This window comes from Nitrospinota bacterium, from assembly GCA_016235255.1.
Lineage (GTDB): Bacteria > Nitrospinota_A > UBA7883 > UBA7883 > JACRLM01 > JACRLM01.
On the sequence record JACRLM010000081.1, the window covers coordinates 23,823 to 46,906 of the forward strand.

Genomic DNA, 23,084 nt, shown 5'->3' on the forward strand with positions numbered 1-23,084 from the left:
AGCGCAAGTGAGGGGTTTATGCTAACAGTAAAAGACAGGATGGCCGTTGAGATATCCAAGGTTGAAAGCTCCTCAACGGTCCTTGCCGTCGCGAAAATCATGGCGGAAAAAAGGATCGGAAGCCTGCTGGTTCAAAAGGACGGCAAGATAGCGGGGATAATCACCGAGACGGACCTTGTGCGCAAGGTGATGGCCGCCGGGGTGGACGCCGCGAAGCTTTACGCCACGGACGTGATGAGCGCGCCGTTGAAGACGATAGACTCCTCCAAGAAACTGTACGAAGCGGCGGAGTTCATGGACAGCCAGCACATCCGCCATCTTGCGGTGGAGGAGAATGGTGAAGTGGTGGGGGTCATCTCCGTGCGCGACCTGATCCATCCGGAGTTTGTGGACGGCGAAGGCTGGTAGCGGTCATTTCCCCGCCGCGGGGAACTCCACCTCGAATATGGCGCCGGACGGAATGTTGTTCCGGACATTGACCTGCGCCCCGTGCATGTCGGCGATCTGCCGCACAATGGCAAGCCCAAGGCCGCATCCGGGCGCCGTAGATTCGGGCATCCTGTAAAACCGCTCGAACACACGCTCCCGTTCGCTTTCCGGGATCCCCCGCCCGTTGTCCTCCACGCACAACGCCACGCAACCTTCTTTCTTCCTCACTTTAACTGTCACCACGCCTGATGGCTGGATGTAGCGTATTGCGTTGTCCACAAGGTTGTCGAGCATCTCCCTTATCAGCCCCTTGTCGCCGTTTACCATAAGCGGCCCATCGTCCTGATCGAAACCCACGTCTATCCCCTTGTCCAGCGCCCTGGCGGCCCAATGGGAGGTGGTCTGCATGGCGGCGGCGCCCATATCGAATACCGCGAAAGAGGGGGGGATGTTTTCCTGCGGCTCCACCCTGGCCAGCGAAAGGAGCTGGTTTGTGACGTGTATCAGGCGCTCCACGGCAAGCTTGATTTGATTGAGCGAATCGGCTGTCTCCGGGGTAACGGACTGGCGCAAGGCAAGCTCCGTCTGGGTCTTGATGCCGGCCAGCGGTGTGCGCAACTGGTGGGCGGCGTTGGATATGAACCTGTGGCGCGCCGCAAGGGCGTCCTCGTTGCGTTTGAGAAGCCCGTTAATAGCTTCCAGCAACGGGGCCACTTCCACCGGGGCCTTTTCTTCCTTGAGCGGGCTTAAGTCATTCCATGAGCGGCTGGCGACTTCATTGCGTATATCGTCCACAGGGCCCAGGCCGTGGCTTACGCCGCGCCAGGCAAGCACCGCTGTGATGGCCACCAGCAGCAATTGAGGGATGAATACGCCCGCCAGTATTTCCCCGGCGACGATCTGGCGTTTGTTCAGCGTCTCCGCGATTTGCACGGTCACCATCCCGTCCGCTTTCCCGGCCCCTTGCGGCTGGGTGAAAAGGGCGGCCACGCGCACAGGCTCCCCCCGGTAATCGCCGTAATAAAACTGCTTTTTGTCCCTGCCGCCGCTCCAGGCGGCAGGACCAAGCCCTGCGGCGCCGGACACATGCTTTCCTTTCCCGTCCGTGACCTTGTACACCACCTTGTCGTACTGGTCCCACAACAGCATTTCCATGGCTGGATGGGGGAGGTCCAACGTAATTTTGCCGTTTATTACCTTTACCTGGCTTGCGACGGCCAGGGCGGTGTTGAGCAGGTAGCGGTCTGAAGTGATGTCCACATACCGCAGCGCGATATAATACGACAGCGCTCCGCTGGCGGTGACGATGATGATCATCGGCGGGATGAGCCAGCGCAGGAGGTTGTGGCGAAGCGAAAGTCCGCCGCGCCGCTTATTTCCCGCCATCCAGAAGGTAGCCCAATCCCCTGACGGTGCGGATGTTCACACCATAAGGCTCCAGCTTTTTTCTTACCCTGTGCACATAGACCTCTATGGCGTTGGAGCCGATTTCCTCCCCCATGCCGCAAAGCCTGGCGGCGAGCCGTTCCTTGTCCATAATCCTGCCGGCCATGGAGGCCAGCGCCTCGAGCACACCCAGTTCGCGGGACGAAAGGTCCAGCGCTATCTCCCCGACCATGGCCCTTTTGCCGGCCACGTCAATCTTAAGGGCGCCAACCTGGATAAAATCGGCTCCGGAGGCCTTGGACCTGCGGACAAGCGAGCGCACCCGCGCCTCCAGCTCCGAAAGATCGAAAGGTTTTGTCAGGTAATCGTCCGCTCCCATATCAAGCCCGGCCACGCGCTGGGCCACTGTGTCCCTGGCTGTGAGCACAAGCACCGGGGTGGGGGACTTGCGGCCGCGCAATCGTTTCAATATCTCAAGCCCGTCCATTCCCGGCAGGCCCAGGTCGAGGATCACCGCGTCGTAAACCTGTGTGGTGAGGGCGGCGTCCGCATCATGCCCGTCTTCCACGCAGTCCACCTTGTGGCCTGTCTGCCGGAACGACCTGTCCAGCCCGTTGCGCAGCACCGGGTCGTCCTCCACGATAAGTAATCTCATGCCGGAACGTCCTTTCGAAAAAGGTGATAAACGATTTCATATCTTACTCTCAAGGCTTATGGCGGGCGATGGAAATAATTGGATGGCAGTAAGCGGCCTGTAAGGAACGGGATGTATATTCGGAGCATCGTCTTGCGCGGATTTGTTTTTGACCGCGGCGGATGGTCTGTTTTTGGGGGCGGGGGGTGGCGCATACCCGCTTAACATGCCTGTTCACCCCCCATTGAAAAAGCAGCCGTCGCCGCGGTTTTTTTTGTGCGCGGAAGTTTCAATCAGGGATGATGGGCAGGCTCGCAAGAGCGAAGATCAAGAATTTCCACCACAGAGGAGCAGAGGCGCGGAGGGGAAGAACTTTTGCCTCTTTTGCTTGCGTGTATTAGTGGTTATGAAAAAAATAACCACAGAGCCATTGTTCCACAGAGAATATTTATCTTCTCTGTGGCTGTGTGCCTCTGTGGTTATATTCTTTTCAGAAAAGGAAAATAGCCGCCGCCACCACCGTGGTGTATCCGCTCTTCACGATGGCGCTTTGGGTGATGTTGCGCGTGTTGACTATCCGGTTGGATATCTTGAACACCTCTTTCTTGTGGTCCCAGCTTGCGCTCTCGTCAAACTCCACGCCAAGCGTGGAGGCGAGCATGGCCGCCGCCAGGTCCTCGGCGTAGTCCCCCGCCTGCTTGTCGTTCTGGCCATAGCCGTGGTGCTCGCTCAAATAGCCGTAGCTGTTCTTGTCCGTGGGGATGGCGCAGCCGACGGACGACGACACCAGCCTGTGCGGCTCGTTGCTGCCGCACCGGGCCATGACGCAGAAGGTGATGGCGCCGGGATCGAGAAGCTTTTCACCTTCCCTGCGGGAGATGATCTTGCAGTTTGGCGGCAGGATGGACGAAACGTACACAAGGTTGCACTTTTCGATTCCCGCGTCGCGAAGCGCCAGCTCGAACGAGCGAAGCTCCTCTTTATGCGTGCCGACTCCGTTCGTGAAAAACAGTTTTTTGGGGACGAGATTCATCTTCTCCCACGCTCTCCTAAATCAAGCCGGCCGGTCAAGGCCGCTGGTCAATAAACCTGCAGGTGATTGGAATCCGCCTGTCCCGTCCAAACGCTTTGGATGTGATCTTTACTCCAACCGGTCCCTGCCGTCTTTTATACTCGTTGAGGTCCACCATGCGGACAATCTTCTCAACGAGTTGCTTACTGTAACCCAAATTCACGATCTCATCAATAGTCTTGTCGCGCTCGATGTACTCGGCGAGCACGGCGTCGAGAATATCGTATGGGGGCAGGCTGTCGGTGTCCTTCTGGCCGGGTCGAAGCTCGGCGGAGGGCTCTTTTTCGATGGTGGCGCCGGGGATGACGCCGTGCCCCGCCGAATCGTTGCGCCACCTGGCCAGCGAGTACACCCGCGTCTTGAAAACGTCCTTTATAACGGCCAGCCCGCCGGCCATGTCGCCATACAGCGTGCAGTATCCCACGGCGGTCTCGCTCTTGTTCCCGGTGGTGAGCAGAAGCCATCCGAACTTGTTGGAAAGCGCCATGCAAAGCGCCCCGCGAATCCTGGCCTGTATGTTCTCCTCGGTGGCGTCCTTGCCTCGCCCCGTGAACGTTTCGCGCAGCGCCTCGTCGTACGCCGTCATTATCCCGCCGATGGGGATGGAGACCATGCCGACTCCAAGGTTTGCCGCAAGCTCGTTTGCGTCCTTTACCGAGCCTTCGGACGAGAAAGGGGAGGGGAGCGACACGCCGTGGGCCCGCGCAGGCCCCAATGCGTCCACGGCGATGGCCGCCGTCAGCGCCGAGTCTATCCCGCCGGAGAGGGCTATCACCACGTCCGTAAATCCGTTCTTGGAGACGTAATCGCGCACTCCCATGGTGAGCGCCTTGTAAATCTCCTCGTCCTCGTTTTCGATGACGCGGCGCCTTGTTTCCTTTAACGGCTGTCTTGCGGCGGATGAAGACGTCACCTGGACAACGCTTCTTTGGTATCCGGAATTATTCGCGGTCAGGTCAAAATCGTAAACAAGGAAATCCTCGTCGAACGCCGCCGCTTCGGCAAGGATGGCGCCGTCCGGCCCGAGGATGAACGAACGCCCGTCGAACACAAGTTCGTCCTGCCCCCCCGCCTGGTTAAGATAGGCGAAAGGCAGGCCGGTCTTTCTGACCAGCCTTTCCACATGCTCTTTGCGTTTTGACAGCACGCCGCTCCTGTATGGCGAGCCGGATATGTTCACAAGCAGGCTCGCCCCGTCCGCGGCCTGGGATGTCACGATATCGTTTTCCACCCATATGTCCTCGCATATGGATATGCCCACGCCGTGGCCCCCTGTCACCAGCAGTTGGCCGTTGGCCCCGTGGGTGAAGTAGCGCCTCTCGTCGAATACTCCGTAGTTTGGCAGTTCAGTCTTGTAGACCGAGCCGCGCCATTTGCCGTCGCCGAGAATGCAGGCGGCGTTCATCGGCGCGCCATCGTGGAACACCGGTGATCCCACCACCGCCGCTATCCCCGTGGCCTCCTTTGCCAGTTCACGCACGTATTCTTCGCACCGGGTGATGAACGAGCGGCGCATAAGAAGGTCCTCCGGCGGATATCCGCACACCGAAAGCTCCGGGAACACCACCAGGTCCGCTCCGGCCTCCTTGCCCATCCGGATGCATTTGCGGATGATCTCGCCGTTGCCGCGCAGGTCCCCCACGGTGGGATTTATCTGGGCCAACGCCAGGCGGAAGGGGTTGCTCATGGTTTGCCGCCCGCCTCGGCGGGAGTTGTCCCGGCCGTGGCGCCTTTTTCGCCGGCCTGCTCCGGGACGATGTCTATCCGCGCCCCGGAATAGTCCCGCAAGGTGGCGTAGAACGCGCCGAAAATGATCTTCGACTTCATCATCACGGGGGCGAAGGCGTTGTCGTCGGAGAACCAGATGGTCATCTTGCCGCGCCGCTGGAATATCCCCTCGGTCTTAAGCTGCGGCTCCACCACTATGGTGTCCACCAGCCCCTGCCGGATACGGATACGCTCCTTGCGCACCGCCTGAATCTTCAGCTCGTATTTTTTCCTGTCGTCGAACACGGGGATTTCAAGCGTCTGGCCCACCTTGATCTTGTCCTTCATCGCGCGGAACGCGTACATCACGGAAAACGAGTCGAACGTGGCGGGGTCTATTTTGTATTCCTTCGGCTCCTCCCCGTCCACGCTGTACCTGGCCACGCTTTTCGCGTGGTCGAATTCGATCACCTTGCGTTTCCTGTAATTGCCTTCGGATATGCGTATGTCCACCCCGTTGCTGCGCATGTTGTCCACGTCGAAAATGGAAGACGACTGGTCGTCCACCTTGTAAAGTGAGCGGACCCAGCCGACGGACCGGGCCAGAAGGTCAATGGAATACAGCCTGCCGCCGGAGCCTGTTTTATCGTTGATGGAAAGTGACGCCTCGCCACCGAGTATCCCCATCCATGTGACGTCGTAGGTGAACCGTTCGCCGGGGGAGAAGGGGATGCGCGGGGCGGCATCGGCCATGGCCCCGGCGTTTGCGGAGAATATGTATAGAGTGAGGGCGCAAATCGCCAGCGTCACGGGCAAAAAGCGCGTTGTAAAAACCCCCGGGCCGTTACTGGCTGGCTGCGTGGGCCGGGTATTTGTTGGAATAGGCATGGACGACCTGCCAAAGGTCGAGCTTCTTGAGCTTGGCGGTCTTGAACACCCGGAGGTTGGACGTGGTGATAAGGTCTTCCAGCGACATGTCCATCCGCCACCCAAGCTTGCGGAAGAGAGGATCGCACATGTTTTCGACCTTGGCTATCATGGGATTGGACGAAACGAAATGGTTGACGATGACGATCTCCCCGTCCGGCTTGGTGACACGGCGCATTTCCTCGATCACCCGGAACGGATCCGGCACGACGCTGATGATATGCGTGGCCACTACGAAATCGAACGTATTGTCCGGAAACTGGAGGTCGCAAGCGTCCATTTCAAGGAGTTTTACGTGGTTTAAACCGTGTTTTTCCACCTTCTTGCGGGCTTCGCGCAGCATGTGGGTGGATATGTCTATCCCGGTGACGTGGCTGTTATGCGGATACAGCGGAAGCGTAAGCCCCGTGCCCACCCCCACGTCCAGCACATTGTCCCCCGGTTGTATCTCAAGGTTGCTTATGGCGAACTTCTGGCGGGGGTGGAAGAAACCCTTGAACAGCAGGTCGTAAACCGATGAGTAGCTCTTGTAAATCTTCTTGATGCTTTCGTATTCCATCAACCCCTCGTTATAAAGAATGACCTGACGGTCAACGTTTGCCGTTGGATCCTTCCAACGCCCGCACAGCTTCCATCGGAAGCTCGAAAAGCCGCTTGAAAACGTTTGCGATGCCCGATGCGAGCGACTCGAACGGGATCGCCTCCACCTCCGGGTCTCCCAGAGGCCCTGTCACCTCGAAATACGCCGCCAGAAACCCTTTTTTCTCCCCCGTCAGCACATATCCGGCCAGGGGTATTGAGCTTATTACCTTGTCCACCGTCACAAGCGGCATCACGCCCACCTGCAAGTCCACCGTGTTGCGCCCTATGTCATAGTCCCCAACGGCGGATATGCGCATGGCGTCCGATTCCACCATAAGGCCCTTCGTGGTGGCGACGCCGGACTTCACGGCGAAATCCGCCATGATGCCGTGGTAGGGCATCCCTTCCGCCGCCATGTCAGGCCACTTAAGTTTAAAATATTGAAGCACATTAAGCAAAGAGAAAATTTTCGACAGAAGATCGAACCTTTTGATCACACCCGGCCCGCTTTTGGCCTCCACCCAGCCGGAAAACGATTTCTTGATGTCCTGCCACCGTTCACCCCCGCCGGCGATGTCCCCCTTCAGGTTGATCCGCGAATCTATGATCTTCTCGTGGCCGAAGGCCTCCTGCAGGAACCTTCCGCTGTCCAGGTCGTTTATCTGCGCGGAGCTTGTGAAACTTATCCCGGGCTTGCCGCTGGGAATGGCTATGTCCGAGGTCCACCGCCACTGCCCCCCGTGGGCGGAGAACATGAGCGGCTCCACCTTGAACACCTCCCGTTCATAGCGCATACGGGCGCTTAAGTCGGTGTAATGGATCATCCCTATGGTACCGGCGCTGGAGGCGGTGTTTATGGTCCATATCCAGTCCGGGGTGGGGGTGGCGTCCGTGAGGGGTGGCGGGGCTGTTTTTGGCGCCGGTTCTCCTTCTCCCGAAGGTTCGCCGAACAGGTCGTAAAGGTTGAGCCCGTTTGCCGCTATGTTCAGGATGAACTCCGGCCTTTTGGCGACAATCCCCTGGGCGGAGATGGTGAAGCCAGCCTTGTTGAACTTCCCGGAGCCGTTCTTGAGGAAAAACTTGTTCGCTAAGAACTCGAACTCCCCGTTGCATCCGTTGAAAATCCCTTCGAGGATCGGAAGCTTGAAGCTGGCGTTCTCCACACGAAGTCCCCCGGCAAGTTTCACCGGCTTGTCCCCGGCCACGCTGTATATTCCCAGCTTGCCTGTGACAAGGCCGCTCCCTTTCACGTCGTCGAAGAAGAGGAAATATCGGTCCAGGTCGTCGAGCATGGCGCCGTCGGTCTCAAACGAAAGGTCCATCCCCTGGCCTTGCGGCAACTGGCCGATCTTCCCCGTCACCACGATGCGAGACTCGCCTATGTCCACAAGAAGCCTGTCTATGTTCAGTTTTTCACGCCCGGTCACCGAGCCTGTGAATGTGTACACATTGCGCGTCCCTTGCGGTTTTTCGATGACGTCCAGCAGGCGGTAGTGCGCGCCGGTCATGTCCAGCGTGGAACTTAAGGAGATATCGTTGAATCCACCTTTGGCGGCGATGGAGACGTTAGCCTCGCCGGTCTGGTGGTATGTGCGCTGGGTGGCGATGAACCTGATCCGGTTCATGTCCTCGAAGGCCGCCCGGCCGGTGAGGTTCATGTCGAAATAGGGATTGTCCTTTAGCGCGTCCTTCACCGTGCCGGAGACGATGAAAGGGGAGGAGCCTATTTTCCACCGGAGCCGCTTGAGCTTTATTTCCTTTAAGTTCCCTTCGATCTCCCCGGAAAGCCCCTTGACAGGCGGGCCCACCGCCTCGCTTTCCATGGTGACGTTGTCCAGCGTTATCTTTCCCTTCATGGCGATGGATTTGGCGAGGTCCTTCGTGTCCCCCGTGACGGCCATGTCCACGCCGGCCGATCCTTCGGTGAAAACGGTATGGGCCAGGAAATCCTTCAACTCCTCCGATTCGGCGCGGGACTCTATGATTTTCTCCGCTTCGTCCAGGTTCACCGCCGCATTGGCGCGCAGGTTGAAAGTGGGCCAGCCGTGGATGTTTTCAAGCGTCCCGGAAACGTCCGCCAGCGCGCTTTTGCCGTAATTGCCGCGCACGCCGGAAACGGCCAGCTTGTCCCCGTCCAGGGTGACTTTTCCCTCGATGCCGTCAAACGCGTTGGCAAGCTTCGGGAATTCGATCCTGGCTCCGGACACGAGCATGGAGCCTGAGAACCGGCGCAGCGATTCCGGCGTGCCCATGTTCTCAAACGTGGCGAAGTCCCCCTTGAAGGAAAGGCCGGCCAGGCGTATCTCCCCCTTTTTAAGGTTGGCGGAAAGGAAAGAGGACTGCTGTGGCGAAAGGGCGTTGTCCGGCAGCCATTCACGCAGTTCGGCCACCTCCATGGGCGCCGTGTCCACGGAGATGTCCAGCGACGGATTGTCCGTGTCCATCCCCTCGATGGTCCCCCGGACATTGGCGGACAGCCCGCCGATGGTGACGGCGGCCTTTTTAAGGTTGAACTTTTTGTTCGTCCCTTCCACGTCGTAAACGATCACAGTCTGCCTCGGCTTGACGTTGGCCGAAAACGCCTGGGCGTAGCGTATGTCCACCCCGGAAATGGAAACGCGGCCGCGGGACTTTATCCCTTTCTCGATGTTGCCGGCCAGCGTTGCGTTCCACGAGACCGTGGCGTTCATCTTCTGGAAAGGGACGTGGGGCCTTATGTAGGGCCAGAAGCGGCCGGCGTTAAAATTGGTAAGCGACACCTTGCCGGAGAACCCTGTCAGCCGCCCGGGGCCGTCCGGGATGTCCTCCATCACGCCGGACAAAAGGACGGAGGCCGGAACGCCGCCTGTCTGAATCAGCCCGGACACATCGATCTTGCCGCCGCCGTGACGCCCTTCCCGGGACATGGAGACGTTGACTTTGGCAAGGGCCGCCGCCACCGGCTCTTTGTCTATGTGATAGTCCTTCCAGTGGATGCTTCCGTTGGTGACGGAGACCGACTTGAACATGTCCAGAAAGCCCTTGATAAGCTCGTGGACGGTCAGTTTCTTCGAAGGGTCCAATTTGTTCAGCAACGGCACGTTGTACGATCCGTCCGCAAGGCGCACAACGCGGACGACGGGGCTTACCACCGTCAGATCGTCCAGCGACAATGTTCCCGTGAGTGCGTTGAGGACTGAAAGCGATCCGCGCGCCTGCTTTACGGAAAGCAGAGGCTTGCCGTTTTTGGAGACGAGCACGTTGCCAAGGTTTAGCGATGGCCCGCCGATGACGGAGAAGTTCACCTGGTCGAAACTCAGGTCCGCCTCCAGTTTCCTTTCGATGTACGACTTGATGAAGGCGCTGACGTGCTTTTCCGTGACGATGGACGGCGCGACGTGGAAAATGGCGATGAAAATGGCCAGCACATATATGAGGCTGGCCGTCACCTTCGGCCGCTTGAAACGGCAATGACGGAAGATGGAAGACTTCAAATCGGATTGAGGAGGCGATGATGGAGGCAATTCCGGTCCAGAAGATTCCGGATTCATCCCGCTCCTTTCCACCCCGGCGATCTTGCGGCCGGGCCGGAGGTTGTTTTGTTATCAGCTGGAAACCATCGCCGCCGGCCCGGTGAACAGGCAGGCGGCCTGGATGTGACTCTTTAGAAACGCTCCGTCAGGCGGGCGGCCTTGCCCTTCAGGTCGCGAAGGTAATAAAGCTTCGCCCGGCGCACCTTGCCGGACCGGACCACCTCGATCTTTTCCACCCGGGGGGAATGGACCGGGAAAATCCTCTCCACGCCGATCCCGGAAGAGACCTTGCGCACGGTGAACGATTCGCGCACGCCGCTGTGCTTCTTGGCTATCACCACGCCCTCCACGATCTGGATGCGCTCTTTCTCGCCTTCCACCACCTTGGTGTGCACACGGACAGTGTCCCCTATGGCAAAGGAGGGGATGCTTTCTTTCATGTATTGCTTTTCAACGAACTCGATTGCGGTCATGACAAAAATCCTTAAAAATCCTTTACGCCCGGGAACCCAGCAGCCTGTCCATTATTATGGCCGCCGCGCACCGCACGGGCAGGTGGTTAAACCCGTCTTTCAATCCTTCGATGGGGGCCAGCCGCACGTCCGCCCGGTCCATCACCGATTTTGCCAGCCCGTGCCCGGTGCCAAATAAAAGCGCCGCCCGCCCGCACTGGCTTAAATAGTCCCTCGCCGCGCCGTAGTCCATCACCGGCCCGGAGCTTTTGGCCCCGGTGGCCGCAAGTTTCACCGCGCCGCCGCGAAATGAAAAATTATCCACCATATCATCAATTGTGTCAACCACTTTAACGCACCCCAGGGCTTCTTTGCGGGATGGGTTATAAGCGGCGCCATACCCTTCCATCCAGTGGGTGGAGAGGCGCTCCACAAGCCGCCGCTGGGTGGCCAACGGGGTTATTATATAAAGGTTTGCGATTCCATAGGTGCGGCACGTCCGGGCGAAATCGTGGACGTCTATAGTGGTCACCGAGCTTGTCACCTCTTTGCCTTGCTTGTCGGACACGGGATGATGCACCAGCGCCACCGCCAGGTTCTCGGCGATCAGCCGGCTTTTCTCAAGCTCACTCACCTTTTTCCTCCATCGCCTTGCGGGCTGTCCGCATTTCATCCTCCGAAAGACCCGCTTTGTCCAGCAGGGCGGGGCGCACCCTGGCGGTCTTGATTATCGCCTGCTCGCGCCGCCATTTTTCTATTTTCGCATGGTCGCCGGAAAGGAGTATCTCCGGAACCTTCAATCCCTCAAACTCCGGAGGCCGGGTGTATTGCGGATATTCAAGCAGGTTGCCGGCGTGGGACTCCTTGACCGTGGACTGTTCCTCCCCCACCACCCCCGGCACGAGCCGGGCCACGCAGTCCACCAGCGCCATGGCCGGTATCTCGCCGCCGGTGAGAACGTAATCGCCGATGGACACCTCCATGTCGCACAAAAGCCCGGTCACCCGCGCGTCCACCCCCTCATACCGTCCGCATAGGATAATTATACCCGACTGCCTTGAAAGCTCCATGGCAAGGGAATGGCGCAAGACCGTCCCGGCGGGGGACATGAGTATCACCTTCGCGGCGGGGTTCGATGTTTTAAGCTGGGCCACGGCGGCCGCGAACGGCTCCACCTTCATCACCATCCCGGCCCCGCCGCCGTATGGATAGTCGTCGGTGATCCGGTGCTTGTCTGTGGTCCAGCCGCGCAGGTCGTGCACGTTCACCTGTATCTTGCCGCTATCCCTGGCCCTTCCGATGATGGAGGAGTCCAGCGGGCCGGCGAACATCCCGGGGAAGATCGTGACTATGTCAAATCTCACTCCATCTCCTCCATAGGCTCGGCCACTATCCTGCCGTTCTCCATATCCACTTGCTTCACCACATCGGGTATGCACGGCAATAAAAGCTCCTGGCCGGAATCGTTTTTCACCACCCACACGTCCCTTTCACCCGCCTCGAAAAAATCGGCAAGTATGCCCAGTTTCTCCCCGTCAGGCCGGAACACCGGAAGGCCGATCACCTCCTCGTAGTAATGGCCGCCGCCGGGAAGGTCCGGCATTGTGGATCGTGGCGTCTTTATCATCATGTTGACCAAATGGCGCGCCGCTTCCGGCGAGTTCACCCCGGCGAATTTCACCAGCATCGGGCCGCCGGAGCCCCTGGCCGATTCAAGCACAAGGGAAAGGGGGGGGGATGAGCCATGTTCATCGGCGATGGAAACGCAATTGCCCGATAGGCCCGAAACGGCCTCCGGGAAGAAAGGATACAGCTTTAACTCGCCATGCACGCCGTGGGGCTTTCCGATCCTGCCGACGGCGATCAAAAGGCCGCTGGCGGAGCCGTCCGCACCGGAGCTTTCGGCTTGCCGGGGCGGACGATGTCCTGATTCGCGGGCCAAAGGCTTATTCCAATATCTCCAGCACGGCCCGGACGTTCTTCCTGGCGGCGGTGGCCGCAAGGATTGTCCTCATCGCCGAGGCGGTCCTGCCGCGCCGTCCGATCACCTTGCCCAGGTCGTCCGGAGCGACGCTAAGCTTGATGGACGTCGTGTCGTCAGCCTCTTCCTCGGCCACGGAAACCTGCTCGGGATGATCCACCAGCGCCTGCGCCACGTGTTCAATAAGCGCTTTCATGTCCATGACCTCCACTTGTAATGGCCTCCCGCAAGCCAAATGCGGGCAGGCCGGTAAAAACAGGCGTTACTGCTTGGCCGCGGCCTGTTTTTTAATAAGGCTTTTCACGGTGTCGGAAACCGCCGCGCCGGCCTTGAGCCAGTGGTCGAGCCGTTCCTTGTTGAAATCCGCCTGCGCGCCAGCCGCCTTGTTGGGGTCGTAATGGCCGACGGTCTCCAGAAATTTGCCGTCCCGGGGATTGCGCGAATCCGTGGCGACGATCCTGTAGAATGGCTTTTTCCTGGCTCCCATCCGCTTCAATCTTAAAATAACAGACATTCCTTTCTCCTAATAGTCCCGATTTAAGTTACATGCCAAGCCCGGCAAACGGGTTCATTCCGGCCTTCTTGCCGGTGAACCTGCCAAGGCTCTTCATCATCTTCTTTGATTTCTGGAAGTTCTTGAGCAGGCGGTTGATCTCCATCATGTCCGTCCCGCTCCCACCGGCGATACGCCGCTTGCGCGACGTGTTTATTATGCCGGGATTCGATCTTTCCTTCTTCGTCATGGAGTTTATTATAGCCTCCACCCGGGTGATTTCCGACGGGTCGAAGTTGATGTCCTTCATCGCCCCGCCAACGCCCGGAATCATTTTCAAAAGCTGCTCCATCGGCCCCATCTTCTTGATCATCTGGAGCTGCTCTAAAAAGTCGTTCAGGTCGAATGACGCCGAAAGCATCTTCATCGCCTGGGTCTCGGCCTTTTTCTGGTCGATATTCTCCTGCGCCTTCTCGATAAGGCTTAGAACGTCCCCCATGCCCAGGATGCGCCCGGCGAGCCTGTCCGGATGGAAAGGCTCGAACTGGTCCACCTTTTCGCCGGTTCCGATGAACTTTATCGGCGCCCCGGTCACCTTTTTTATCGAAAGGGCGGCGCCGCCGCGCGTGTCGCCGTCAAGCTTGGTGAGCACAACGCCGGTCATCCCGATGCGCTGGTTGAACGTCTGCGCCACGTTCACCGCGTCCTGCCCGGTCATCGAATCGGCCACGAAAAGTATTTCGGATGGCTTTAACAGGTTTTTTATCCCGTCAAGCTCCGCCATCATCACGTCGTCTATGTGCAGCCGTCCCGCCGTGTCCACCAGCACCACGTTGTAATTGTCCCTCTGGGCCATCACAAGGGCCTGGCGGCATATTTCTATGGGAGGGGTGGTGGGGGAGGAGGGGGCGACAGGCACCCCGGAACTTTCGGCCAGCACTTTGAGCTGGTCCATGGCGGCGGGGCGGTACACGTCGGCGGACACCACCATCGGCCTGTATCCCTGCCTGGCGATCTTCAACGCAAGCTTGATGGTGGTGGTGGTCTTGCCGGAGCCCTGCAGGCCGGTCATCAATATGATGGTCGGGCCGCGCTCGGTGTATTTTATCTCTTCGGTCTTGCCCCCCAGAAGCTCGATGAGCCGTTCGTGGACGAGCTTTATCAGATGCTGGCCGGGGGTGAGCCCCGCGGCGGTCTGCGAGCCAAGGGCGGCCGTGCGCACGTCCGCGATGAAGTCCTTGACGACGTTTATGTTCACGTCCGCCTCAAGGAGCGCCATGCGAACTTCACGCATCGCCTCGGAGACGTTCTCCTCGGTGAGCTTGTGCATGCCGCGGAGGCGTTTTACCACCCCCTCGAACCGCTCGCTTAGACCCTCAAGCATCCAGTCGTATATCCGGTAAAATAGTTGCTCATTTCGCCAGTTAAGGCTTTCCAGAATCGTTTAGTATATAACGTGATATCAAGAAAGTCTATCTCGGGTTGAAGAAAAAATGGCATCGGGGCCAAGGGACGGATTTTGCGCTGTCCGGGGTGTTCTTCACCCCGGACTCCATGTGGCGTGCCAGGAAGGCGGGGTGGCGCCTCCGGCTCAACACCCCGCCGGGCGCCTAAGTTAATTACATGCACAGCGTCACAACCAGCTTCCCCGTGGCCGCCTCGGGCTGTTGCCAAATGCTCATCGGGGTGTTCTTCACCCCGATGTCCCAAAGTCGAGTGCGTAATGCTCGTATAAAAAAAGAGTCCGGGGTGAAGAACACCCCGGACAGCGTTCGTTTCGTGTGTTTTCCCTTTTGGGCAACAGCCCGGGGCGGCCACGGCGAAGCATAAAAAGGGGGAAGTTCTGATCCCGGATAGCCGGAGACGGCTTCCGGGATGACAAGACTCACTGCTTCTGTGGTGACAATTCAGGTTTCGCCGCCTAGCCCTGATGCTGGTTGGCCGCCAGGATTATTCTGATGTGTTCCTTGGCCTGATGGGAAAGGTTGACGAATTCCACCCCGGTCTCGATCCTGCCGGTCCCTTTTTTGTTCAGGTGCACCACTTCACCCTCAACTTCCACCATCTCATCCCCGGCGGCCAGGGTGATGTTCACCTTTGAAAGCAGCGGGAGCGGTTTTGTGGTCTCAAGGCGCATGCCTCCCATCGAAATGTCCAGCGTCCTGCCGATGGACGATTCGGCCACTTCCCCAAGCGCGCCGTATATATCATAAGCGGCAAGGTACAAATGTTTCACCCGTGGGTAGCGCCGTGAATCTTCACCGCTGGTCATCTGGAAATCTCCTCATCTCTTTTGCGGCCATGATTGTATCACTTCCCGTCATTTTCGTCCGGGCCGGTTTTTCCGATAAGGGTAACACAGGCGGAGTATCCGTGGACATAGCTTGCTCCCCCGATAGGGCCGATCTCATTTATGCACACAGACCCGGCCATGGGGGCGGAGTGGCCCACAAGTTCACGGGTGAGTTTTGCGTCCACCCCTTTTTTCCCGTAAAGCTCGTTGGCGCGGGCCGCGCCGGTGAATATGATGGCGCCGCCGGGGGGGCGGGCCGAACCTGTGCGGGGTGAAAAGAAGCTCCATGTCCTCGGTGGCGGTGGACTTATCCATCATGTGGAACCGCACCGTGTCCCCCTTGCGGAAAACCGGGCCGGCCGCAACGGCTCCGCGCCTGTGGTCCACCATTCGCACTTTGCGTATCAGGTAATCGCCCCGTCCGGCGGTGTGTGGGGGCTTGTCCGCCACAAGTTTGCCGAGGAAAAGGCCGCGGTGGAGCGCCTCGCTGTCCGCCATGGAGGCGTCGCCCATCACTACGTCGGCCGCTTCGTCCGCCGGGCGGCCGTCCAGCTCCATTATCATGGCCCCGGAGAGGCGTGTGACGGTGTATGGCCGCCCAAGGGGATTGCCCCCTTGCGAAAGCATCACCTGCGCCCCCACCGAGCCTGTCATGGCCACTCCCACAGCGCATATCTTGTGAGAAGGGCCGAATCCCGCCATGTGGCAAAGCCCCACGCTGGCCGCGTTCATCACCCCTCCGGCCACCGGGACTTCGGGGTACACCCGCGAGAACGCCGAAAGGACCTCCGACATACCCGTCCCTCCGGTTTCGCTGAACAATATCACCGCCCCCGGTTTTTTTCCGCCGAACATTCCGGCCAGGCTCTTTTCAATCCCGTCCGGACGTGCGGACAACACCTGTTTGTCGAGCGCGAAAGAAGCGAAATCGGCGCCGTCCCCCCCAAGGGCCATCACGGAAATGGCGCGTCCGTCGTCCTCGTCCACGCCGCCACCGATCACACCAGCTCCCGCGCAGGCGGCAACGGCGCCGCCGGGGATTGCGGCGGAAACGCCGGCCGCCAGCGATTGCAGACTGGCCCCGTGCCCCGGCCCGGCGAAGATCAATGCAAGCTTTACGGCGCCAAGCCCTCCCATGCGAAGGTCCATTTCTTTAAGTATGTCCTTCACGCCGTCGGCGGGGGGGTGGCTTTTGGAGAATTCGCAGGCTATCATCGGCCCGGCTTTTTCAGCGGAAGGGTGATATGGAACGTGCTTCCCTGGCCCGACACGCTGGACACCCCCACCGTGCCGCCGTGTAGCTCCACCAGGTTTTTGCAGATTGTCAGGCCCAGCCCGGAGCCAGGTTCGATGCCAAGCTGGTGCGTGCGCAACTGCTCGAACTTTTCAAACACGATCCCCTGCTGGTCGGCGGGTATCCCCGGCCCGGTGTCGGACACCTTCACGGTCACATGCCCGTTCTCCGCCGTTTTGGAGACGGTTATGGCGCCCCCTCGGGGGGTGAACTTTATCGCGTTGCTTATAAGGTTGTTCATCACTTGCAAAAGCTTGGCCCCGTCGCAGTCTAACGTCGTTTTTTCGCCCAGGTTGATGGTGATTTCCTGTTTTTTCTCGTTGGCGGCGAATTCCATTGTGCGGACACTTTCTTCGATTATATCGTCAATCACGATAGGATCATAGGCCAGTATTACTTTCCCCCCCTCCAGCTTGGAGACGTCCAGGATGTCGTTCACAAGCTGCATGAGCCTGTTGCAGGAGCGCAGCATGGTGGCAGTCTCCCTCTGGAAGTGTCCCCCCTCGCGGGACGACTGTATCATTTTCACGAATCCGCTTATCACGTTGAGCGGCGAGCGTATGTCGTGGGACACCACCGCCACGAACTCGTCCATCCGCCGGTTGAGGTCTTCGAGGACGCGGTTCTTCTCCTCCAGCTCGATTGCGTGGAGCGCCTTTTCCTCCGCCAGCGCAAGCCGCCTGTTCGCCCGGGTCATAAGCGTTCCGCCCAGCACCACAATGAGCACCACCACCACAAGCAGCGACATGGTCTGCCAGAAGCTTTTGTTAAGGAGCCTTGTGGCCTCCCATTCCGGCGCCGCCACGGCAAGGCTCCACGATTTGTCCAGTATCCTCACCGCCGCCATGGACACATACCATTCTTCCCGCGCGCCGTCCACCTTGAGCCTGCGGCCGTCCTGGTTAAGAGGAATCCAGCCGGCGGTCCTGTGGCCGGAGGCGGCCATGCGGAATTCGGAGGCCAGCCGCCCGCCGTCGCCCATGGCTCCGTAAATATCGCCTGCCATGCCGTCTATCTTGCCGGCGTCCGCCATGATGGTCTCGCCGTTGTAAAGCCAGGCAAAGCCGGAGCTGCCCACGCGCACAGGCTCTATGATGGTCTTCACAAGGTCGTCCACGCCGATGAGGGCGATTATCATCCCGGAGGCGAAAATCCCCCCGGCCCCTTTTTCCCCCTCCGGCCTGGCCTGGCGGAAAATGGGCATCCCCACGGCGATTCCACGGTAATGCGGCGTCTGGACTATCCGGGTGGCGATATTCACCCGCCAGCGCGGCATGGTCTCAAGGAAAAATGAGTGTATCTGACCGTGGAGCAGGTGCGGGTCCGGGGCCTTTGTGACGATAAGCCGCGTTTCCCCGGCGCCGTCCAGAAGGATCATGTGGGAAATCCTCTCGTCATGCTTGGAGATTATCCCCCGGAACGCCTTGTCCACCGCCTGTATGTCATACCGCTTGACGGCGTCCAGCTGGCTGGAGGTGATCATGTCGCTGATGACGCTTTCCATGAAAAGCTCCACGGACTTGGCCGACGAGTCCGCCAGGAACGTCAGGTTTTTGGTGAACGCCCGTTCGTTCTCCTCCTTCACCGTCCTGTTGACGCTGTACGCGATGGCCGCCACCAGGGAAAGCGAGATTATGACGCCAAGCCAGATAAGGCCTATCAGGCGGCGCTCCCGGTTCTGCTGCTGCGAGCTTTCAGCGGGCTTCATCGCTTGCCGCCGCGCTCCCGTTCCCCTGTTCGCCTGCCCGCGGGTTTGCGGAACAGAAGCCTTATGGGGGTCTTGTTAAATCCCCCTTGCTCCCTGATCCTGTTGGCAAGGTAGCGCTGATAGGAGAAATGCACCCCGTCGGGATAGTTGGCCATGATCACAAACGTGGGAGGGGCCGCAGAGGCCTGCGTGGCGAAATAAAGCTTCACCCGTTTGCCGCGGAACACCGGCGGCTCCTTGCGCTTGGTCGCTTCTTCCAGAATGCCGTTGAGGGCGGATGTGGCGATCCTCTTGTTGTACTCGGCGCCCACTTCCTCCACAACCTCCAGTATCTTGCTCACCCTTTGCCCCGTGGTGGCGGAAACGAATATAACAGGGGCGTGGACCAGGAACTTTAGCAGGTTGCGGATCCCTTCTTCATATCGCAGCGCCGTCTTTTCGTCCTTTTCCACCGCGTCCCACTTGTTCACCACGATAACGCACGCCTTGCCGGCCTCTTGGACAAGCCCGGCTATCTTCGTCTCCTGCGCGGCGGCGCCCTCCGTGCCGTCTATCATCAATAGCGCCACGTCCGCCCGCTCGATGGCCTTCATGGCCATTATCACGGAGTATTTCTCAAGCTTGGCCGTCACCTTGGCCTTGCGGCGTATTCCGGCTGTGTCTATTATCACCCACCGCTTGCCGCGCGCCGTGAACTCCGTGTCTATCGCGTCGCGGGTGGTGCCGGGAACATCGCTCACCATCATCCGGCTCTTGCCCAGCAGGGTGTTGACCAGCGACGACTTGCCCGCGTTGGGCTTGCCCACCACGGCGATGCGCACCGGGCGCTCCTCGTCCTCCGGTTCAACGTGCTCTTCTTCCTTGATTTCCCCCACGGCGTTCTTGAGCAGGGGGTCTAGCCCGATGGAATGCTCCGCGCTTATGGGGAAAACGTCCTCGAATCCCAGGCCCATGAAATCGGCCTCGGCCGACTCCTGCTTGTGGGAGTCCATCTTGTTCACAACAAGGGACACACGTTTCCCCGATTTCCGCAGCCGCTTGGCGATGTCCTCGTCCACGGAGGTGACCCCCTCTCGGCCGTCCACCATCAGGAAGATCAGGTCCGCCTCCTCGATGGCCATCATGGTCTGCTCGCGCATCTGGGAGAGTATCTTGTCGCGGCTTTCCGGCTCGAACCCGCCGGAGTCTATTATCCCGAATTTTTTGCCGCGCCATTCGGCGATGGCCACGTTCCTGTCGCGGGTGACTCCGGGTGTGTCGTCCACAATGGCGGGGCGCCCGCCGATGATTTTGTTGAACAACGTGGACTTTCCCACGTTCGGCCTTCCCACGATAGCGATATAGAACATAGGACTCCAAGCTCTGAAATTGAATATTTTAACACTTTGGGGCGTTAAGGTGGGGCGCATTGACGCGCCGGGGAATATCGGGGAGGAGCCGTGATGTAAAAAGTCTTTTTAAAGAAAATGATACGGCGTGTCGCGGGCAAGTTCGTCAATCGTCACTCCCAGCGTGGCGGCCAGGGCTTTTGCCATGTCCCAACCTGGGGTGAATGCGCCGTTTTCGATGCGCTTGATAAGCAGGACGCTGATTCCGGAACGGCGCGCAAGTTCCTCCTGCGACCAATGGTGGCCTTCCCGAAGCCTGCTCACGCCGTTTTGAACTGACATTTTAGTGACGCTCCCCTGTAAATATATTACCAAATTTATTCGAAAATGGGGGCGCGGGGGGGGGCGGAGAGGGGGGGATGAAGATGCAGTGACACAGGTATTAAGCCCGCAAGACGCCTGCGCTATGGCTGGCACAAGTCATCAATCATTTTACGGACTGTCCCGGCCAAAACAGGGATGTCATTTTGACATATACCGAAGACCGCTTCATGGTCAAAGCGGCGCTGTATGCGGCCTATCACCTTAAGCGCGCTTTCCAACGTCTTTACTGTTCATGCGTTTGAGAGCGATATGCCCATCCGCAAGGTCGTCAAGGAACTCGCTGACGGCTTCGCGGATGTAATAGCTTTTGCCACGGCCGGTTTTTCTGGCGAGTTTGTCAAGCCGCTTCACCATGTCGTCCGGCATCCGCACGGCAACCTGTTGCTCCATCTTTTCCTCCATTGCCCGATGCTTTAGCTTAGCACATCCTTGCGGCGGAGATTTTGCGTGAAATCATGCCGGGCGCAAGAAAGCCGGGGAGAAGGCCTCCCCGGCGCGCGGACGAATAGGAAATCACGCCCGGGAGTTGATGTACACCCCGTACTTCTTGTCCACGCCCTGGATGTGGTGGACGAGCCAGTCCTTGAGGAACATCATGATGTCGGTGGCCAGCGCCGTGTCCCCGGCCTTGAACTTGCCGTAAAGCCTGCCGGCCTTGGCCAGCAGGTTCTCGTGCAGCTTCTTGTGCGTGTCAAAGTCCGGATAGTTGTTCTTGCGCAGGAACGCTTCTTCGTTCTTAAGGTGCGTCTGCGCGTATTCCATCAGCCCGTCGAGCACCGAGCCTATGTTAGCGTGGCTGCCGCCGGTGCGCACCTGGTGGTGCATCTCGTTGATGATGTCCACAAGCTTTTTGTGCTGCCTGTCCATTTCCGGCACGCCGACGCTGAACACGTCGTCGTCCCATTCGAGCAGCACGCCGCCATCGCCTCCCTTGCTGTGGAAAAGAAGCTCCGCCGCATGGGTGTCCGAACCGTGGACGAGCCGGATGAGGTCCTTGACCACGTCGTTGAGGCTTTCGGCCTGGGCGTTCAGCTCCTCGGAGGCCGCCGCGATCTCCTCGGCGGAGGCGGCGTTGTTCTGCGTCACCTTGTCCATCTGCGACACCGCCACGTTCACCTGCTCCACCCCGGTAGTCTGCTGGGTGGAGGCCTGCGAAATGTCCTGGACGATGCTGCCCACCTTTTTCACACCTTCTATGACGCCGCTCATGGCGCCGCCGGCCTTCCCCGCTATCTCCACCCCGGTCTGGGCCTTTTTCACCGCCTCGGCGATCATCGCCGCCGTGTCCTTGGCCGCGCCGGCCGACCTTTGCGCCAGGTTTCGCACCTCCTCGGCCACCACCGCGAACCCTTTGCCGTGCTCTCCGGCCCGCGCCGCTTCCACGGCGGCGTTGAGCGCAAGAAGGTTGGTCTGGAACGCGATCTCCTCGATCACCTTGATGATCTTGTTTATCTCGCCGGAGGACTTGCTTATCGCCTGGATGGCGTCCAGCAAATCTTTCATGGCCACGGAGCCTTTTTCAGCCCCTTCGCCAGCCAGGTGGGATATCTTGTTGGCGTCCGAGGCGTTGTCCGAATTCGTGCGGCTTTGCGAGGTGATCTGCTGGAGCGCCGCCGACGTCTCTTCCAAAGATGAGGCCTGCTCTGTCGCCCCTTCGGCCAGGGCCTGGGATGCGCTGGAAATCTCGCCCGAGGCCGCGCTTATCTGCGAGGAGCCCTCGCTCAATGTGTTTATTATGCGGATCACCGGCTTGACCACGGAGCGGTTGATGAACAGGAACACGGCGCCGAACACCGCCAACGCGAAGACCGAAAGGGCGGAGTTGAGGATTATCGTGTTGCGCGAGTCCGCCAGCGTGATGTCCGCGGCTTCCGTGGAAAGTTCGCCCACCACCTTGGATATGTTAAGCGAGGCGTTTATCGCCTTTGTGGAGCGGCTGATCCATTCTCCGGCGGTGACAGGGTAAGGGACCGCTTCGGCGCTGGCCTTGAAAATGTCCAGCCGCAGCTTCTGGTACTCGCCCAAAAATTCCTGTTCGAAGGCGCTGATGGCGGAAGAGAGCTTCGGGGGAGTGTTCTTCAGCCCTCTTAAAGCGATAGTCTTGGCCGCGGCCTGGTCCACCACGGCGCGGAACATCTTGAGCTTTTCGAGCGTCTCCGGCGGGATGGGGGCGCCCGAGCCGATCACGTTGCCCAATTGCGCCCGCTCCCTGCCGGCGTATTCGGCCAGCGCCGCCACGTTAGCGCGCAGCACGCTGTTGTAATACAGCACCTGTTCGGAAGGATCCTCCGGCGCGAAAGCAACGTCGCGCAGTAAAAATTCCGCGTCTATGTTGGCGGTGGCCTTTGCTATCCAGTCCGGCGCCGGGATGGACTTGCCTTTGACGGCGGAGCGGGAGGACTTCACCTCCTCATACGCCTTTTTCCACGCGCCAAACTGGGCCTTGAAGTCCACGCCGTCCCGCTCGGACAGCAGCTTTTCGGACTTCAGCGCCGCCGAGTTGGCCTCCGTGTCGCCGTTGCGCCCAACTTCGTCGAAAGTCGCAACAAGCTCCGCCGGGGGCGTCTGGCTGCCGATGATGGTGGCGCCCACGCCCCGTTCGATGGCCTGCCACCCGGCCGCGGCGTTCAGATGTCCGGCGATTTCGTTCATCTGGTCGTAACGCTTCGCGTCACCGCGTTGGCGCAACGCTTCGGTGACAAGCAGCGCCGCCAGGACCAGCGACACAACCAGCATCAGAGAGATCATGCTAACGAGTTTGGCGAGTCAATCCCTTTTTTAGTTGAAACTCCCGGCATGACCGTCACGCCGCTTTCACCATTATCTTCCCCGCCAGAGCCCGTTTCATGATCTCACGCAGTTCTGGCAGGTGTTTATAACCGCTCACTTTCCTCAACCTGGG

General features: G+C 59.3%; 23 protein-coding genes. 1 reads left to right on the forward strand and 22 read right to left on the reverse strand.

Features of this window, described 5'->3' with window-relative positions:
* Positions 1 to 18 precede the first annotated feature (18 nt).
* The gene (locus tag HZB29_10780; GenBank protein ID MBI5816077.1) at positions 19 to 408 is read left to right on the forward strand and encodes a CBS domain-containing protein; all 390 of its coding nucleotides are present in this window, start codon (positions 19 to 21) and stop codon (positions 406 to 408) included.
* 3 nt (positions 409 to 411) lie between these two features.
* Here HZB29_10780 and HZB29_10785 read toward each other — a convergent pair whose 3' ends face one another.
* The 22 genes from HZB29_10785 to HZB29_10890 form a co-directional block, all read right to left on the reverse strand.
* On the reverse strand, positions 412 to 1,815 hold the full coding sequence (locus HZB29_10785) for a sensor histidine kinase (protein ID MBI5816078.1): 1,404 nt from the start codon (positions 1,813 to 1,815) through the stop codon (positions 412 to 414).
* Positions 1,802 to 2,470, reverse strand: coding sequence for a response regulator transcription factor (locus HZB29_10790; GenBank protein MBI5816079.1), 669 nt, complete (start codon positions 2,468 to 2,470; stop codon positions 1,802 to 1,804). Before HZB29_10790 ends, HZB29_10785 begins: the two co-directional genes overlap by 14 nt.
* A gap of 469 nt (positions 2,471 to 2,939) precedes the next feature.
* Positions 2,940 to 3,482, reverse strand: coding sequence for an arginine decarboxylase, pyruvoyl-dependent (locus HZB29_10795; protein ID MBI5816080.1), 543 nt, complete (start codon positions 3,480 to 3,482; stop codon positions 2,940 to 2,942).
* 34 nt (positions 3,483 to 3,516) lie between these two features.
* The gene (locus HZB29_10800; protein ID MBI5816081.1) at positions 3,517 to 5,208 is read right to left on the reverse strand and encodes an NAD+ synthase; all 1,692 of its coding nucleotides are present in this window, start codon (positions 5,206 to 5,208) and stop codon (positions 3,517 to 3,519) included.
* Positions 5,205 to 6,038 (reverse strand): DUF3108 domain-containing protein, encoded by an 834-nt coding sequence (locus HZB29_10805; protein MBI5816082.1) that lies wholly within the window; start codon positions 6,036 to 6,038, stop codon positions 5,205 to 5,207. The genes HZB29_10800 and HZB29_10805 overlap by 4 nt, the downstream gene beginning before the upstream one ends.
* A 34-nt stretch (positions 6,039 to 6,072) precedes the next feature.
* A complete protein-coding gene (locus HZB29_10810; GenBank protein ID MBI5816083.1) occupies positions 6,073 to 6,714 on the reverse strand; it encodes a class I SAM-dependent methyltransferase in 642 nt (213 codons plus the stop codon).
* 31 nt (positions 6,715 to 6,745) lie between these two features.
* On the reverse strand, positions 6,746 to 10,165 hold the full coding sequence (locus HZB29_10815) for an AsmA-like C-terminal domain-containing protein (protein MBI5816084.1): 3,420 nt from the start codon (positions 10,163 to 10,165) through the stop codon (positions 6,746 to 6,748).
* 215 nt (positions 10,166 to 10,380) lie between these two features.
* Positions 10,381 to 10,722, reverse strand: a complete 342-nt coding sequence (rplS, locus tag HZB29_10820) for a 50S ribosomal protein L19 (GenBank protein MBI5816085.1) — start codon at positions 10,720 to 10,722, stop codon at positions 10,381 to 10,383.
* 22 nt (positions 10,723 to 10,744) lie between these two features.
* A complete protein-coding gene (locus HZB29_10825; GenBank protein MBI5816086.1) occupies positions 10,745 to 11,374 on the reverse strand; it encodes an RNA methyltransferase in 630 nt (209 codons plus the stop codon).
* On the reverse strand, positions 11,328 to 12,065 hold the full coding sequence (gene trmD, locus HZB29_10830) for a tRNA (guanosine(37)-N1)-methyltransferase TrmD (protein ID MBI5816087.1): 738 nt from the start codon (positions 12,063 to 12,065) through the stop codon (positions 11,328 to 11,330). The genes HZB29_10825 and trmD overlap by 47 nt, the downstream gene beginning before the upstream one ends.
* The gene (rimM, locus tag HZB29_10835; protein ID MBI5816088.1) at positions 12,062 to 12,643 is read right to left on the reverse strand and encodes a 16S rRNA processing protein RimM; all 582 of its coding nucleotides are present in this window, start codon (positions 12,641 to 12,643) and stop codon (positions 12,062 to 12,064) included. The genes trmD and rimM overlap by 4 nt, the downstream gene beginning before the upstream one ends.
* Before the next feature lie 4 nt (positions 12,644 to 12,647).
* Positions 12,648 to 12,878: a KH domain-containing protein gene (locus HZB29_10840; GenBank protein ID MBI5816089.1), complete on the reverse strand. Its 231-nt coding sequence runs from the start codon at positions 12,876 to 12,878 to the stop codon at positions 12,648 to 12,650.
* A gap of 66 nt (positions 12,879 to 12,944) precedes the next feature.
* Positions 12,945 to 13,196, reverse strand: coding sequence for a 30S ribosomal protein S16 (gene rpsP, locus HZB29_10845; GenBank protein ID MBI5816090.1), 252 nt, complete (start codon positions 13,194 to 13,196; stop codon positions 12,945 to 12,947).
* A gap of 28 nt (positions 13,197 to 13,224) precedes the next feature.
* Positions 13,225 to 14,559 carry a signal recognition particle protein gene (gene ffh, locus HZB29_10850; protein MBI5816091.1) on the reverse strand — a complete coding sequence of 445 codons (1,335 nt, stop codon included), beginning with the start codon at positions 14,557 to 14,559 and terminating at the stop codon, positions 13,225 to 13,227.
* 537 nt (positions 14,560 to 15,096) lie between these two features.
* Entirely contained in the window at positions 15,097 to 15,447 is a 351-nt protein-coding gene (locus tag HZB29_10855) for a PilZ domain-containing protein (protein ID MBI5816092.1), read from the reverse strand.
* 38 nt (positions 15,448 to 15,485) lie between these two features.
* A complete protein-coding gene (locus tag HZB29_10860; protein MBI5816093.1) occupies positions 15,486 to 15,653 on the reverse strand; it encodes a hypothetical protein in 168 nt (55 codons plus the stop codon).
* Entirely contained in the window at positions 15,631 to 16,683 is a 1,053-nt protein-coding gene (locus HZB29_10865) for a hypothetical protein (protein ID MBI5816094.1), read from the reverse strand. Before HZB29_10865 ends, HZB29_10860 begins: the two co-directional genes overlap by 23 nt.
* Entirely contained in the window at positions 16,680 to 18,470 is a 1,791-nt protein-coding gene (locus HZB29_10870) for a HAMP domain-containing histidine kinase (GenBank protein MBI5816095.1), read from the reverse strand. Before HZB29_10870 ends, HZB29_10865 begins: the two co-directional genes overlap by 4 nt.
* Complete coding sequence (der, locus tag HZB29_10875; GenBank protein ID MBI5816096.1) at positions 18,467 to 19,819, reverse strand: ribosome biogenesis GTPase Der; 1,353 nt, start codon at positions 19,817 to 19,819, stop codon at positions 18,467 to 18,469. The genes HZB29_10870 and der overlap by 4 nt, the downstream gene beginning before the upstream one ends.
* A 108-nt stretch (positions 19,820 to 19,927) precedes the next feature.
* Positions 19,928 to 20,140 carry a helix-turn-helix transcriptional regulator gene (locus tag HZB29_10880; GenBank protein ID MBI5816097.1) on the reverse strand — a complete coding sequence of 71 codons (213 nt, stop codon included), beginning with the start codon at positions 20,138 to 20,140 and terminating at the stop codon, positions 19,928 to 19,930.
* Between the two features lie 243 nt (positions 20,141 to 20,383).
* Positions 20,384 to 20,572 (reverse strand): ribbon-helix-helix protein, CopG family, encoded by a 189-nt coding sequence (locus HZB29_10885; protein MBI5816098.1) that lies wholly within the window; start codon positions 20,570 to 20,572, stop codon positions 20,384 to 20,386.
* Between the two features lie 123 nt (positions 20,573 to 20,695).
* Positions 20,696 to 22,930 (reverse strand): bacteriohemerythrin, encoded by a 2,235-nt coding sequence (locus HZB29_10890; protein MBI5816099.1) that lies wholly within the window; start codon positions 22,928 to 22,930, stop codon positions 20,696 to 20,698.
* Positions 22,931 to 23,084: the final 154 nt, after the last annotated feature.